The sequence below is a fragment of the Binatus sp. (SeqCode) genome, assembly GCF_035272065.1.
Lineage (GTDB): Bacteria > Desulfobacterota > Binatia > Binatales > Binataceae > Binatus.
The window spans coordinates 1-14640 of the sequence record NZ_DATEQZ010000047.1 but is presented as its reverse complement, the minus strand read 5'-3'; the positions used below and the strand labels follow the sequence as shown (position 1 = coordinate 14640).

13 protein-coding genes, 1 tRNA gene and 1 pseudogene are annotated in these 14640 nt (G+C 63.6%); 10 read left to right on the top strand and 5 right to left on the bottom strand.

Annotated features, from left to right (window positions below; all coding sequences use genetic code 11):
• Positions 1-231: pseudogene (locus VJX68_RS08535) on the top strand (hypothetical protein); the annotation flags it as partial.
• Positions 228-971 carry a class I SAM-dependent methyltransferase gene (locus tag VJX68_RS08530; RefSeq protein ID WP_324095253.1) on the top strand — a complete coding sequence of 248 codons (744 nt, stop codon included), beginning with the start codon at positions 228-230 and terminating at the stop codon, positions 969-971. The pseudogene VJX68_RS08535 and the gene VJX68_RS08530, both read left to right, overlap by 4 nt.
• A 136-nt stretch (positions 972-1107) precedes the next feature.
• On the opposite strand, the gene mepK is transcribed toward VJX68_RS08530, so the two are convergent.
• The 3 genes from mepK to VJX68_RS08515 all read right to left on the bottom strand — a co-directional run bounded on the left by mepK (position 1108) and on the right by VJX68_RS08515 (position 3686).
• Complete coding sequence (gene mepK, locus VJX68_RS08525) at positions 1108-1593, bottom strand: peptidoglycan L,D-endopeptidase MepK (RefSeq protein WP_324095252.1); 486 nt, start codon at positions 1591-1593, stop codon at positions 1108-1110.
• 22 nt (positions 1594-1615) lie between these two features.
• Positions 1616-2749, bottom strand: a complete 1134-nt coding sequence (locus VJX68_RS08520; protein ID WP_324095251.1) for a L,D-transpeptidase family protein — start codon at positions 2747-2749, stop codon at positions 1616-1618.
• Positions 2750-2876: 127 nt separating this feature from the next.
• Positions 2877-3686 carry an enoyl-CoA hydratase-related protein gene (locus tag VJX68_RS08515; protein WP_324095250.1) on the bottom strand — a complete coding sequence of 270 codons (810 nt, stop codon included), beginning with the start codon at positions 3684-3686 and terminating at the stop codon, positions 2877-2879.
• 183 nt (positions 3687-3869) lie between these two features.
• On the opposite strand from VJX68_RS08515, the gene VJX68_RS08510 reads away from it, so the two are divergent.
• From VJX68_RS08510 to VJX68_RS08480, 7 genes are all read left to right on the top strand, one after another.
• On the top strand, positions 3870-5261 hold the full coding sequence (locus VJX68_RS08510) for a selenium-binding protein SBP56-related protein (RefSeq protein ID WP_324095249.1): 1392 nt from the start codon (positions 3870-3872) through the stop codon (positions 5259-5261).
• On the top strand, positions 5258-5893 hold the full coding sequence (locus VJX68_RS08505; RefSeq protein ID WP_324095248.1) for a hypothetical protein: 636 nt from the start codon (positions 5258-5260) through the stop codon (positions 5891-5893). The genes VJX68_RS08510 and VJX68_RS08505 overlap by 4 nt, the downstream gene beginning before the upstream one ends.
• A 51-nt stretch (positions 5894-5944) precedes the next feature.
• Positions 5945-6625: a response regulator transcription factor gene (locus VJX68_RS08500; RefSeq protein ID WP_324095247.1), complete on the top strand. Its 681-nt coding sequence runs from the start codon at positions 5945-5947 to the stop codon at positions 6623-6625.
• 28 nt (positions 6626-6653) lie between these two features.
• A complete protein-coding gene (locus VJX68_RS08495) occupies positions 6654-8030 on the top strand; it encodes a sensor histidine kinase (RefSeq protein WP_324095246.1) in 1377 nt (458 codons plus the stop codon).
• 72 nt (positions 8031-8102) lie between these two features.
• Complete coding sequence (locus VJX68_RS08490) at positions 8103-9362, top strand: TolC family protein (RefSeq protein WP_324095245.1); 1260 nt, start codon at positions 8103-8105, stop codon at positions 9360-9362.
• Positions 9359-10342 (top strand): efflux RND transporter periplasmic adaptor subunit, encoded by a 984-nt coding sequence (locus VJX68_RS08485; protein WP_324095244.1) that lies wholly within the window; start codon positions 9359-9361, stop codon positions 10340-10342. Before VJX68_RS08490 ends, VJX68_RS08485 begins: the two co-directional genes overlap by 4 nt.
• Positions 10339-13359: an efflux RND transporter permease subunit gene (locus VJX68_RS08480; RefSeq protein ID WP_324095243.1), complete on the top strand. Its 3021-nt coding sequence runs from the start codon at positions 10339-10341 to the stop codon at positions 13357-13359. Before VJX68_RS08485 ends, VJX68_RS08480 begins: the two co-directional genes overlap by 4 nt.
• Positions 13360-13383: 24 nt before the next feature.
• On the opposite strand, the gene VJX68_RS08475 is transcribed toward VJX68_RS08480, so the two are convergent.
• The gene (locus VJX68_RS08475) at positions 13384-14052 is read right to left on the bottom strand and encodes a methyltransferase family protein (protein WP_324095242.1); all 669 of its coding nucleotides are present in this window, start codon (positions 14050-14052) and stop codon (positions 13384-13386) included.
• A 245-nt stretch (positions 14053-14297) separates the two neighbouring features.
• On the opposite strand from VJX68_RS08475, the gene VJX68_RS08470 reads away from it, so the two are divergent.
• Positions 14298-14383, top strand: a tRNA-Leu gene (locus VJX68_RS08470).
• A gap of 27 nt (positions 14384-14410) precedes the next feature.
• Here the strand turns inward: VJX68_RS08470 and VJX68_RS08465 are convergent.
• The coding region (locus tag VJX68_RS08465) for a hypothetical protein (protein ID WP_324095241.1) at positions 14411-14640 on the bottom strand (230 nt) is incomplete at its 5' end.

Here is a 14640-nt window from a genome sequence, read left to right as displayed (position 1 = left end):
TCGTCGATGACGCTGGACGACCTCAACGGTCTCCGGGCGCATTTCAGCGAAGAGCAGACGCTGGATATCGTCGTGATAGCGAGCCTGTTCAACTTTATCGATCGAATTGCGGACGGACTGGGAGTCGAGCTCGATTCGGTTCTGAAACAGATGGCGGCCAGATCGCCCGACGGCGAGGCGCTGACCGACGTGGCGGCGCCGATGCGGGCGCATGCGAAGACGTCGAAATGACCGCGTGGTACGAAGACGACGAATTCTGGGAGAGCTTCGCACCTTACTTCTTCACGCCCGAGCGGATTGAAAGTTCAGGCGCGCAGGCCGACGAACTCGTCAGACTGCTCGGAGTCGGGCCGGGCGGCAGCGTGCTGGACTTGTGCTGCGGCGTCGGGCGCCATTCGATAGCGCTGGCGCGGCGCGGGCTGGCGGTGACGGGAGTGGATCGCACGCGCGCGTTTCTGGATCGCGCCAAGGCAAGCGCGCGCGAGGAAGGCGTGACGGTGGAATGGGTGCAGGAGGACATGCGCGCGTTCAAACGAGCGAACGCCTTCGACGGCGCGATCAACTGCGTGACCTCGTTCGGCTACTTTGAAGACCAGGCCGAAGATTTGATCGTCGCGCGAAATCTTCACGACGCGCTGAAGGCGAAAGCGCGGCTTGTCATCGAAATGATGGGCAAGGAAGTTCTGGCCCGTGACTGGCAGGAGCGGACCTGGGAGCGAATGCCCGACGGCGCGATCCTGCTGCAGGAACGCAAACTCAAGAGCGGGTGGGACTGGCTCGAGAGTCGTTGGACCATGATCGGGCAGCAGCGGCGGATGGAGCTGAGCTTCTCGACGCGGCCGTACTCGGGCGCCGAGATCAAGGGACTGCTGAAGCAGGCAGGTTTCCGAGAAGTGGAGCTATTCGGCAGCTTGAGCGGCACGCCGTACGACCATCGGGCGGTGCGGCTGGTGGCGGTCGCGACGAAGTAGGAACTTAACCCTAGTTGCGATCACCAGAGGTGGACGCCGCGGAAGTAGGAACCTAACCCCTAGCCCCTTCCCCTTTTGGGAAGGGGAACAATCGCGGAGAGGAGTCGGCTCTTCTGGGGGAAGGGGACGGTCGGGGTTACCAGAAGCGGACGCGGCCGGTGTCTACGTGGACGAAGCCGGTGCGCGGGTAGTAGCCGACGCCGCCCGCTTGCTGCGCCAGCGCGGCGCCGCGCAGCTGGGCGAGACTGCGCCCCGGGACGCAGATGTCGATCGCCTTGCCGTCGATATGAAGACTGTGGACGGCGACGCCTTCGCTGTTCGCATGCAGCATCGCATTGGTCAGCGGCGAGCGATAGCCGGAAATCACCTGGAACGGCTCGGCGGTGCCCAGGCGATGCTGGATGCGGACGAGCAGATCGAGGAGCGCGGGATCGATCGGCTTGATCTCGTTGGCGCGGAAATCGCGCAGGATATAGTTGACGCGGTCGAGCTCGCCGGGAATGTACTGACCGTCCTGCCAGTAAGTGGTGGCCAGGCTTTCGCCCGTGTGCAGGTTGTAGAACTTGAGCGAGCGGTGTCGAAGGCGGACGGTGGTGCGTGCGAGTGCGACGGCGGGGACCACGAGCTGCGCCGCGGCGATCGCGCTAATGCGGAGGAAGCGCCGCCGCGATAAGTCGGCGGGAGGCCTGGACTGCGACTGTAGCTGTTCGCTCAATTGTCGTCGCCGCGATCGAATCTGCTGGCGCTCCCCCCGCGCGATCGGACTTGAGCGTCACGTCGCGCGCGATTCCTTCCTGTTCGTCTACAACTTCCCCGGCACGAATCCAGTCGATTAGATTATCAATCCCGGCGGCCTGCGCAAGAGCCTTGACGGCGTCGATTCCACCGGCGCCCCGGCGGTAAATGTCGCGCTCGCTCTCGAGGAAGACGCGGCCGTCGTCCAGCTGCGCGAGCATCACGGGGTAGTACACGATCACGCCCGAGTCATTGAGGTCGACCGCGTTGAACAGCGCTTCGATATCGTCGGGATGCAGCCGGACGCATCCGTGGGTCCGGTAGCTGTAGACGCTGACGGGATGATTGGTGCCGTGAATCCCGATGATCGGGAAACTCAGGCCGATCCAGTATTTGCCGAGCGGGTTGTCGGGTCCGGGTTCGATCTCGTCGACGACATCCTTGCCGTCGGCTTCCTCTTCGCGCTGAATCGACGCGGGCACGCGCCAGGTCGGGTCCTCGCGCATCTGGATGACCTTGAACGCGCCGGTCGGGGTCTGCCATTGGCGGCCAGGCTGCCCGATCGCGACAGGATAGGCACCGCTTAGGCGGCCGTCCGCGAAATGAAAGAGCATCCGCTGCGGCAGGTTGACCTCGATCAAATCCGATCCTTCGAGAGGAACGATATGACGATTGTCGATGTGAATGGTGTCGCCGGCGTGGAGGCGGTCGGTGACCTGCATGCCGTTGTCGCGGGCCAGCACTTTTGGGCTCTCGCCGAAGCGCGAGCCGATACTGGTAAACGTGCTGCCGTCCCAGGCGATGAAATCGAATTCGCCGCCGACGATACGATGGGCAATGGGCGGTAGCGGCGCGCCGGGCTGTGCGGTGACAGCGTCAGCGGGAGCAGCCGGCGGCTTCGCGTCGGATGAGGAAGCGGTCGCGGTCGTTGGACTCGAGGCGGGCCAAGGGAAGGTGAATGCACTCGACGTGGTCGCGGTAATCGCGAGTGAGAGAACTGCAAGGGCGATTGCGCGGCTCAGTTTTCGGATCGAGGTCGTCACACTTCAATTGTGACGAATTTTGGAAATCGAGACGAATCGGTTCGTCCGCAAGGGGTCTTAGCGGGACGCTAATGTCGCAAACTTTATGCAACCCGACGATTGATCGAGCGCGAGCGCGCCCCGCGCCCTACTTCCGGATTTTCTTGAGCGCCTGCTCAACCCCCGGCATTCGCTTCGGCAGTTCCTTGCCTTGCATCCTGGCCTGCATCAAGCCGCCGATGCCGAGGACCATGTGATGCGAGTGAGCGTTGCTAATCGCGGTGCTGAAGCCCATCGCGTCCTGCGCGGAATTGACGGCCCACTTGACCATGCGGAGCGTGAAGCGGTCGCTCTCGGCGATTCGATTCGCGAGCGCCATCGTTTCGGCTTCGAGCGCGGCGCGCGGCACGACGAGATTGACGAAGCCGAGGCGGCAGGCCTCTTCGGCGTCGACGAAGCGGCTCTGGAAGAGGATTTCCTTGGCCTTGCGCGGCGGCATATCCCACGGAATGGAGAAGTACTGGAGGAGCGAGGGCAGGAACTTTGCGTCGTCGGAAGCAACGACGAGATCCATCGCCGCCGCGAACATCCAGCCGCCGAAGATGCACAGGCCCTGGACCTGCGCGATGGTGGGCTTGTCGAGATCGCGCCATCGCAGCGTGTTGTCGAGGAACATCTGGCGCGAGCGGGCATACTCGCCGCGGACGCCCTTGGGAAACGGGCGGCGCTGCTGGTCCTCTTTTTCTTCGGGGGTACCGAGGTCGTGGCCGGAGCAGAAATTGTCGCCGGCGCCGGAGAGGATGATGACGCGGACGTCGTCGTCGGCGTTGGCCTCGGCGAAGGCGGCGTCCATTCCCTCTAACAGGCGCCGCGATTGAGCGTTCTTGTAGCGCGGGCGATTGAGAATGACCTTGGCAATCCGGTCGTGCTTTTCGTAGAGAACTGTTTTGTCTTCCATTGGCATTCTTCGTTGCGTCCCGATTGGATTGGATATTCGCCGCGCCGGGCGCTATAGCGATGTTACATCAAGCGGCGGACCACAGGGCAAACGGTTTCGCGCGCGGCGGGCACGTGGGGGTTGCGTGCGATTTGACAGGTTGGATACGTGTCGGAACCATCTCGCGGAAGGCGGTGCAAAATCATGGCGCTTTGGAAACCCGATCAAACGTTCTACCCGTCGGCGCGAATGGCGATGCAGGCGCCGCGCGAACAGCTCGGCTACGTCGTGACCTTCAATCCGACGCCGGCTAACGGAAAGCACGACGCGCTGTGCGTGCTCGATCTCGATCCGAAATCAAAAACCTATTCGAAGGTGATCGGCCGCGCTGAAGTGCCGAATGTCGGCGACGAGCTGCATCACTTTGGCTGGAACGCATGCAGCGCCGCGCTGTGTCCGTACGCACCGCATCCTCATATAGAGCGGCGCTACCTGCTGGTGCCGGGCCTGCGCTCGTCGCGGATTTACGTTTTCGACACCAAGCCCGACGCTCGGAAGCCGAAGCTGGTGAAAACGATCGAGGCAGACGAGATCGCGTCACGTGCGGGATACAGCCGGCCGCATACGATCCATTGCGGACCCGACGCGATTTACGTCAGCGCGCTTGGCGATCCGAAGGGCGACGGGCCGGGCGGAATTTTCCTGCTCGATCATGAGAGCTTCGACGTGCTGGGGCGATGGGAGGTCGATCGCGGGCCGCAGATGTTCGCATACGATTTCTGGTGGCATCTCGGCTGGGACGTGGCCATCACGAGCGAGTGGGGCACGCCAAACATGATCGAACACGGTGTAGTGCCGGAGTTGCTGCTCGGCAACAAGTACGGACACGCGATTCATATCTGGAACCTCCGCAACCGGCGGCATCTGAAGGCGCTCGACCTCGGCGCCGAGCACCAACTCGTGCTCGAGTTGCGCCCGTCGCATGACCCGACCAAGACTTACGGCTTCGTCGGCGTAGTGATCTCGACCAAGGATCTGTCGGCGTCGATCTGGCTATGGCATCGCGACGGCGGCGATTGGAAAGTTCGCAAGGTGATCGACATTCCCGCCGAGCCCGCCGACGAAAACCTGCTGCCGCCGGCGCTCAAGCCGTTCAAGGCGGTGCCGCCGCTGATTACCGATATCAACCTGAGTCTCGACGACAAGTTCCTGTACGTCGCGTGTTTCGGCACCGGCGACCTGAAGCAGTACGACGTGAGCGACCCGTTCAAGCCGAAGGAGACTGGAAGCGTGCGGCTCGGCGGAATCGTGTCTCACGGCAAGCATCCGAAGAGCGGGCCACTCAACGGCGGGTCGCAGATGATCGAGCTCAGCCGCGACGGGCGTCGCGCTTACATGTCGAACTCGCTGTACGGGGCGTGGGATGCGCAATTCTATCCGGAGGGCATTCGCGGCTGGGTCGCGAAGATCGATTGCGCGCCGGTGGGCGGCATGACGATCGACCCGAATTTCTTCACGACCTTCGACGGCGAGCGCGCGCATCAGATTCGCCTCGAGGGCGGCGACTCGTCGTCCGATTCGTTCTGCTATCCGTGACCTCGGCGTGGCCGTGGATAGCGGTCGCGGCGCTCGGTGCGTATCACGGAATCGATCCGTCGATGGGCTGGCTGTTCGCGGTGGCGCTCGGGCTGCAGGAGCGGCGGCGCTCGAAGGTGGTGTGGGCGCTCGGCCCAATCGCGGTCGGACATCTCGTGTCGATCGCGGCGGTGGTCGCGATCATCGGCGGGCTGCGGCTGTTCTTCGCGATCGATCTGCTTCGTCCGATCGGCGCGGCCGCGCTGATCATGTTTGGGCTGTTTCGTTTTATCTGGCCGCGCGCCCATCCGCGCTGGGTTGCGATGCGGGTGAACGCGGCGGAACTGGCGCTGTGGTCCTTCCTGATGGCGTCGGCGCATGGTGCGGGATTGATGCTGTTCCCGATATTGATCGGGATGACGCCGAATTCCCCGCACGCGCATCACATGGCCGCCGCTCACGCGCACCCGCTCGCGCAGGCGATAGCGGTGGTGCTGGTCCATACCGGCGCGATGATCGCGGTGACGGGCGCGATCGCGATCCTGGTCTATGAATGGGTCGGCCTGGCGATCCTGCGCAGCGCCTGGATCAACCTCGACACAATCTGGGCCGGCGCCCTGGTAGCCGCTGGAGTTCTATCGCTGGCGATTTGACGGAGTTGCGCACGCTTTTTTTGGCGACGGCGGCGTGCCAGCATCGGGGGTATGAGCGCGCTGCGGATTCTTATCATCGAGGATGAGGCCCGGTTGGCCAACGCGGTCAAGCAGGGACTCGTCGAGGACGGCTTTGCGGTCGAAATCGCCGGGAGCGCTGAGGCGGCCGAGCCGATAATCTCGCGCGGCGCGCTCGATCTGATCGTGCTGGACGTTGGGTTGCCCGGGAAAAACGGGCTCGACCTGCTGCGCGAGATGCGCGCGGCGGGCAACCAGACTCCCGTGCTGATTCTGACCGCGCGCGGCGCGCTGGAAGAACGCGTGGCCGGACTCGACACCGGCGGCGACGACTACTTGGTCAAGCCGTTCGCGTTTGCCGAACTGGTGGCGAGAATCAAGGCGCTGGCGCGGCGGCCGCGAACGCCGGTCTCGACGGTGCTCAAGGTCGGCGACCTGGAATTCGACACGGTCAAGCGGCGCGCGAAAATCGGCGAGCACAATCTGAACCTGTCGCCGAAGGAAAAGATGCTGCTCGAATTGCTGATGCGCAACGCGGGGCAGGTGGTGACGCGCGACATGATCGCGGAGACGGTCTGGGATTCGAACTACAGCTCGCTGACCAACCTGATCGAGGTATTCGTAAATCGGCTGCGGCAGAAGATCGATCCGCGCGCCGATCGATCGCTGATAGTCACCGTGCGCGGAGTTGGATATACGATGCGCGCGGAATGACGCCGCACGCGCTGCGCGCTCGCCGCTCATGACGATCAGACTCAGGCTAACCATTTACTGGGCAACGGTGCTGGCGGCTATCCTGCTGGTCGCCGCGATCGCTGCGGTCAAGCTCTTCGCCCGCCAGCAATGGAGCGCGCTGGATGCGGCGCTTCTGGAAGAGACCGAGAACGTGGCCGACCAAATCCAGCGCAGCGGCTCGGCGAGCGCGCTCGGCATCCTGCAGCGCCTCAGCCTCGAGACGGATATCGGTCCGGGCCGGCGCGTACGAATCGTCACCCCGCACGGCGAGGTTGGAAACTTCGGCGACATCCACACGATTCCACCGCCGTTCGATCCGGCACTCCCGACGCATCCTGCGATTGTCAGCAACGACGCCGTCCGGTTCGCAGTCGTTCCGATGATGTACGATGGCGATATCGCGTACCTGCAGAGCGGAGTGCAGGCGGCGCTGGTGCAGGCATCGGTTGACAGCCTTCGCAACCTGCTGCTGCTGATGGTGCCGATCGTGCTGCTGCTTTGCGTCGGCGGCGGATATTTGCTGGCAGGCCGGGCCTTGCGGCCGATTGAATCGGTGACGGCGGAGCTCGACGCGATCGGGCCGACCAACCTGAGCTCGCGGCTGACAGTGCCGCCGGTGGCGGACGAAGTCGCGCGGCTCACGGCGGAAATCAACTCGCTGCTCGAGCGGTTGGAGCGCGCCTCGGCGACGGAGCGCAGGTTCGCGTCGGACGCCGCGCACGAACTGCGGACGCCGCTGGCGGTACTGCGCACAGGGCTGGAAGTAGCGCTCGCGCGCGAGCGCACGGCCGCGGAAAATCGCGCAGCGCTTGGCGCGGCGCATCGCGAGGCGCTGTCGCTGTGCAGAATTGCCGACGAACTGCTGATGCTGTCGCGGCTCAATGGCGAAGTGATGGTCGATCGGCACAAGCTGAATCTTCGCGCGCTGCTGAGCGAGATAGCGGCGACGGTCGGGCCGCTGGCGCAGGCGCGCGAGATAAAGCTGACGGTCAGCGCGCCCGAGGACGTATTCGTCAACGGCAACGAAGGCCATCTGCGCCGCCTGATCGTCAATCTGCTCGACAACGCGCTGAAGTTCACGCCGGCGGGTGGCTCGATCGACGTTGGGCTGAAGAGCGATGCGAACCGCGCGATACTCCGCGTCGCCGACACCGGCGAAGGAATTCATCCGGCGGAGCTGCCGCACATTTTCGATCGCTTCTTTCGCGGCGCAGGGTCGCCCGGTGAAGGGAGCGGGCTGGGACTCAGCCTGTGCCGGGAGATTGCGCGGGCGCATGGCGGCGAGATCGCGGCCGCGAATCTGCCGTCGGGCGGATGCGCGTTCGTCGTGACGATTGCGCTTTACCGCGAAGATCCGAATAGAGCGACCGCGCCGCTCAGATAATCGCCGCAGCGCACATTCAGCTTAACATCCATTAATTTGGCCGGTTGACAAACCGCTGTTACTCTTTCGCGAATGGAGCAGACTCGCCGCAACCTATCAACGGTGGTGGTCGCTGCCGCGATCCTGAGCTGGGCTTCGCTTGCGTCCGCCGCGACCATTACTCTGTCCGACGGGATCGATCGCGCGCTGCATCTCGCGCCGTCGGTGGACGTCGCTGCGGCGGCGAGCGATATGAGCGTCGCGCACGTGCGCGAGCAGCGCGCGCCGCTGTTTCCGACCGTCGGGGCGGGCGCGGAGTACTACCAGGCGCCGGGCTACAACGAGGTCATCACGAACCGCGGACTTTCGGCCGGGATGCTGACGCTGGACTACACGGCGTGGGACTGGGGACGCCGCCAGGCGCGGCTGCGCGCGGCGGAGTACGTGAGCGAGGCGTCGCGGCTGGGAGTGGCGGCGGCGCGCGCGCAAATTGTTTTCGATACGTCGATTGCCTACTTCGATCTGCTCCGCGCGCGCGGAGCACAGAGGGACTTGCAGGCGAGCCTCGATCGGCTGAGGCGCTACGTGACGACGATCGAGCAATTGGAAAAGAGCGGACGCGCGATCACGAATGACGTGCTGAAGTTCCGCACCGCGCGTGACAGTACCGAGCTTGCGCTCGACGCGGCGCGTGGAAACCTCGAGCGCGCGTCGGCGGCGCTGGGAATTTTGATAGGCGAACCCCATCAGCCCGACCTCGACATCGCGAGCCTCAACGGAGTACCGCCGAAGCCGTCGGGCGATCTCGCGCAGAGCCCGGTGATGCAGGCGGCGCAACGCGCGATCGCGTCGGCCAGCTCGCAAATCGAAGCGGCGAAGGCCGAGCGCCTGCCGACGTTCCAGGTCGCGTTCACGACTGGATTTGTCGGCATCGATCCGCCTGCGACGATCTCTCACAACCTTGGCGGATCGTACGACGGCGTGATGTCAGTGCCGGTGTTCGACGGCGGCCTGATCTCGTCGCATATCGACCAGGCGAAGGCGAAAGAGCATTCGGCGACGGCGCAGGCGCGGCAGGCCGAGTACATTTTGAAGCGGCGCGTGGCGGACGCGTCGCTTCGCTACGACGAGGCGAATCGGCAGCTCGACATCCTCGCGCGCGCGCAGCCAACGGCCGACGACAACTTCGCGCTGACGTGGACGCGGTTCCTGGGCGGCGGAACGGCTACGATGCTCGAGGTGCTGGATGCGTATCAGCAAGCCGAGCAATTGCGGCTCCAGCGGCACGACCAGGAATTCAACGCGCGCGAAGCGGTGGCGGAGACCAACCTGCTTTTCGGCCGTATCCAATGAGGAAGCGCGCGATCTTCGCGGCGGCAATCGCGGCGGCTCTGATGACGTCATGCGGCGGCGCAAAGAAGAGCGATGATGAAGGCGCGGCGCCGTCCAATCCGATGCTGCTCGTGAGTGCGGCCAGAGCCGAAGTCCATCCGATGACGAGCGAGCTTCGGCTGCTGGGAAAGACGGTCGCGACGCGTCACGTGATCATACGTGCGCCGACCGCCGGCCGAGTGACGGCGATAAAACTCCAGAGCGGCGATTCGGTGCGCAAGGGCCAGGTCGTCGCGCGCGTCGTCAATCGCGAGATCGAAGCGGCGGAAGCCGGGCTCGAGGTCGCGCGCAAAATCGATCCGCAGGACGCCACGAGGCTGAGCGCGTCGCTCGCGCGCCACAATCGTAGCGCGGGAATACCAGTGATCGCGCCGGAGTCCGGGATTGTCTCGCAACCGCCCGTCACCAACGGCCAGATGGTGGCCGACCTCGACACGTTGGTCGATTTGATCGATCCGAAGAGTCTCTACATCGATACATCGCTGCCGTTGAACGAGCTCTCGATGGTGAGGCCCGGGATGGCGGCGACGGTGACAACGCCCTTTCGCCCCGGCGTTGAGTTTCCCGCCCGCGTCGCGGCGCTGATGCCGAATTTCGACACGGCCAGCCAGACGTCGTCGGCGCGGACGGACTTCACGGGCCCGGAGCGTATCGCGGAAGCCAGCGCGCCGGTCGAGGTGCGCATCGTAACCGCGAGCGTGCCCGACGCGATCGTAATTCCGGTCGCCGCGCTGTTTCAGGATCAGGGCGCGGATCGGTACCACGTGTTCATAATCGGCGCCGACGGCCGCGCGCATCGCACGGACATCAAAGTCGGACTGCGCAATCGCGATCGGGTTCAAGTAACCGCCGGCGTCAATGCGGGCGACCGGGTCGTGACTTCGGGTGGCTATGCGCTGTCGGATGGCCTTGCTGTTCGCGTTGCTCAGGGAAATCAATGACGCGCGGCAGCTCGACGCTGGCGGTGCTGTCGGTGCTGGCAGCGAGCGTGCTCGGAGTAATCCTGGCGCGAACGATTCCGAGCGCGGTATTTCCGGAGATCATTTTTCGCCGCACGATGATTCTTGCCGACAGCGGCGACCTGCCGGCGGAACAGATGCTCGCTTCCGTGACGCGGCCGCTCGAGGAAAGCGTTTACGGCGTGCCCGGCGTAACGCTCGTTCGATCGACGACGACGCGTGGCAGCGCCGAGATAGACGTCACGTTCGGCGAAGACGCCGACCCTCAAGTCAGCTTCCAGATGCTGAACGCCGCGGTCGCGCACGCGCGCGCGCAGTTGCCGAACGGCACGGCCGTCGACGCGTTGCTGCTGACGACCGGCACGTTTCCGATCATCGATCTCAGCCTCAGTTCAAAGGTTCGCAGCCTGCCCGAGCTGACCGACATCGTGAACTACGACCTTGTTCCGAGCCTGCATCGAATCGACGGGACCTACCGAGTCGGCGTAATCGGCGGCAAGTATCGCGAGTTCGTCGTGCGGCTCGACCCGGCACGGATGCTGCAACATGATATGTCGCCAGGCGATGTCGTTGCGGGGCTGGCGAAGAACAACGTGATCGCGTCGGCAGGCCGGATGAACGAATCGCATCGGATGCTGCTGACTGTCGTGACGACCGACCTGCATCAAGCCGACCAGCTTGCCGCGGTACCGCTCACCGCGGCAGGCGGCCAACCGATCCGCGTCAGCGACGTGGGCTCGGTCGAACTTGGAATCCAGGAAGATTACATCCGGGCGGCCTCCGAGAATGGCGCCGCGGTGCTGGTGGGAATCTCGCGGCGGCCGAGCGGCAGCACCGAGCAGGTGGCGGCCGAGGCGCGGCAGATCCTCGCGGAGTTTCGCCAGCGCTATCCCGACGTTCAGTTTTCAGTTTCGTACGATCAGTCGGACCTGGTCGCCGAATCGCTGAAGAGCGTGCGCGACGCGATCGTCCTCGGCCTCGCGCTGGCGGTGCTGGTGGTGCTGGCATTCACGATGAGTCCGCTGAGCGCGATCGTCGCGGCGGTCGTGGTGCCGTGCACCGTCGCGATCACGTTCATCGCGATGAAGGCGGTCGGGCTGACCTTCAACATGATGACGCTGGGCGGGCTGGCAGCGGGAATCGGGCTGTTCATCGACGACGCTATCGTGATGATCGAAGCGATTCATCGCGAGCTGGCGGCAGGGCGGTCCACTGCGGATGCCGTGGCTGAGGCGCTCAAGAGTCTTAAGCGCCCGCTGGTGGCCTCGACGATGACGGTGATCGTCGTATTCGGGCCGCTGGTTTTCACTTCGGGCATCACCGGCATTTTCTTCCGCTCACTAGCCGCGACGCTGGGTGGAGGACTGGCGATTTCGCTGATACTGGCGATCTACTTCACGCCTGCGATGGAACTGGCGATCGCGCGGTTCCGCGGGCGCGCGCGCGAAGCGGGACGAATCTATCACGGCGTTCAGACGGCGTTTCTGATGGCGATCCGGCCCGTCGTCCGCTTTCCCGCGCTCGCGATTCCTGGCGCGATCGTTTCAGTGTGCGTTGCGTACTTCGTTTACAACAGTATCGGTACCGACTATCTGCCGCCGCTCGACGAAGGCGCATTTATCCTCGACTACTTGACGCCGCCGCAGAGCACGATGGCCGACACGACCGCGTTGCTCGACTCGATTCAGTCGATTCTGAAGACGACGCCCGAAGTCGCTGCGTTCAGCCGCCGCACCGGCACCCAGCTTGGATTTTTTCTGACCGAATCGAATCGCGGCGACATGTCCGTGCGGCTGAAGGCAGACCGCAAACGCGAAATCGACGACGTCATCGATTCCATCCGCGCACGCATTATGAACTCGGTGCCGGGTGTGTCGGTCGAGTTCTCGCAAGTGTTGCAGGATTTGATCGGCGATCTCTCGGGCGTGCCGGAGCCAATCGAAGTCAAGGTTTTCGGCCCCGACCAGAAAATGATCGAAGCGACCGCGCGGCAGGTGGCTGATCGGATGCGCTCGATCCACGGACTGGTGGACGTCTTCAACGGAATCGTCGAGAGCATCCCGGAACAGGCGGTCGTCGTCGATAACACTTCGGCGGCACACTACGGACTGAGCGCCGATGATATTCGCGCGGCGCTCGATTCCGCGATTCAAGGGACGGTCGCCACCAATGTGCTGTCGGGCGATCGGCTGGTCGGCGTACGCGTTCGCTATCCCGACGCGTTCCACGAAGATCTCAGCACGCTGTCGGAGGTGATTCTCAAGTCGAGCACCGGTGCGCGCGTCCCGCTCTCGTCGGTCACGAAGACCAACTTTCTCGGCGCGACCAATGAAATCGATCGCGAGCGCCAGCGGCCCGTCGTGCACGTCACGGCGCGGCTCGAGGGTATCGACCTCGGCACTGCGGTCACCGAGGTCAAGCGAAACCTCGCGCGGATGCCGCTCTCGGCCGGAGTGTCGCTCGAATACGGCGGACTGTACGCGCAGCAGCAACAGGCGTTTCACGAGCTCGCGCTGGTGCTGGTGGCCGGGACGATCATGATGTTCCTGATACTGGTCTGGGAGTTCGCGCGGCTCGCGCCCGCGGTTGCATGCCTGGTCGCCGCGATATCATGCCTTGCCGGCAGTTTCATCGCGCTCGACGTGACCGGCATGACGCTCAACATTTCCTCGTTCATGGGAATCATCATGGTCGCGGGGATCACCGCGAAGAACGGCATCCTGCTGCTCGACCATGCCGAGCGCGAAGTCGGTGCCGGCACTCAACCGCGCGCGGCGCTATTTGACGCGGCCACTGTGCGCCTGCGTCCGATCATGATGACCACGCTCGCCACCGCGGCGGGCCTGCTCCCGCTCGCCCTCGGCTACGGCGCGGGCGCCAAGGTTCAGCAACCGTTGGCAATCGCGGTAATCGGCGGCCTCGCGTTCGCGATGTTTCTTTCGACTCCGCTGGCAGGCGGACTCTACCTGATGGGCACGCGCCAGCCGCGGCCGCACTGAAGCTCGCTCTTCAGAGTGTGAATCTTAGACCAGGCCGGGGAACAAGCGGTACCGAACCAGACCCACATAGCGGCGGTAGTCAGGATCGGCGGTCAAATGTTGTTCTTCCTGACTGATTCGCCAGACCATGAAAGGGAGCGTCACAGCGATCAGTATTGTATTGCGCTCGCTCACATAGGACATCGCGTAGCCGATCGAAAGTATCAGCCAACCGAAATATATGGGATGACGAACCCATCGAAAGGGACCCTTGCAGACGATGCCGCGTTTGGCGGGCAATATACCGAAGCTGCGGCCCATGTAGACGCGCGCGACCTGTGTCAGCACTACGCCGAACAATTCGAAGATGAGCCCGGTCGTCGCAAGCGCGCCGGTGGACGGATTGGTGGGACGCATGAAGCATGGGAGGATCAGCATGCCGCCGGATGCGGCGAGCGTACGCGGATTTACGGTCGCGCTGCGCGGGGTGAATCGTGCGAACGACATGACGGCCATGATCGCTGCTCCTGCGATCCATACAACATTCGCGGTACCAGCCAGCGTAAAGCTGAGTTCACGGCCAGCCGGTATCATCGCGAGCATGAACGACAGGGCGAGCACGCAATCGCCAAGGGCACGCCTTAATCCGGCGACCGTGACATGCGATTGCGGAACCGCGATCTGCGCGGGAATGTGAGCGGCAATACGTTCCATGAATACCCAGTGTCGCTCGTTACACTATGCTAAGCAAACAATCGCAAAATGTAATTGAGAATCACACTTACTATGCAGTGTTATAGTAACTTCTGACTATCGCAGTACTATGACGGTTGCCGTCGATTGGCTACTCAGTTCGTCAGGTCGCGCAGCGGCTGAGAAGCGAGCGACGCCGCCACTCGGCCTCCATTGCCGCCGGCGCCACCTTTGCCTAAGATGAGCCGTCTGACGCTTCTTCGAGTGCCGAGGTGGCGGAATGGCAGACGCAGAGGACTCAAAATCCTCCGTGGGCAACCACGTGCGGGTTCAAGTCCCGCCCTCGGCACCAGCCAGATTTGGTCGATCTTGAGAGCACTTAGCGCCAAATCTGGTCTTGCATAGAACTCAGCGTATGCATGCCACTGTGGTGTAGGCTGGGGTAGAAATCGAATTGTTCGGCTTTCCCAAATTTCGCGCTGTCAAACCGAATCAGCGGCTCGGTCACGGCACTGGCCTCTCTGTCGCGAAGTGATCGCTCCTCCAGGATGCTGATAGTGTATAATCTAAAATTGAACCCGTCATCAGAGAATGGGGAAACAGTTATCT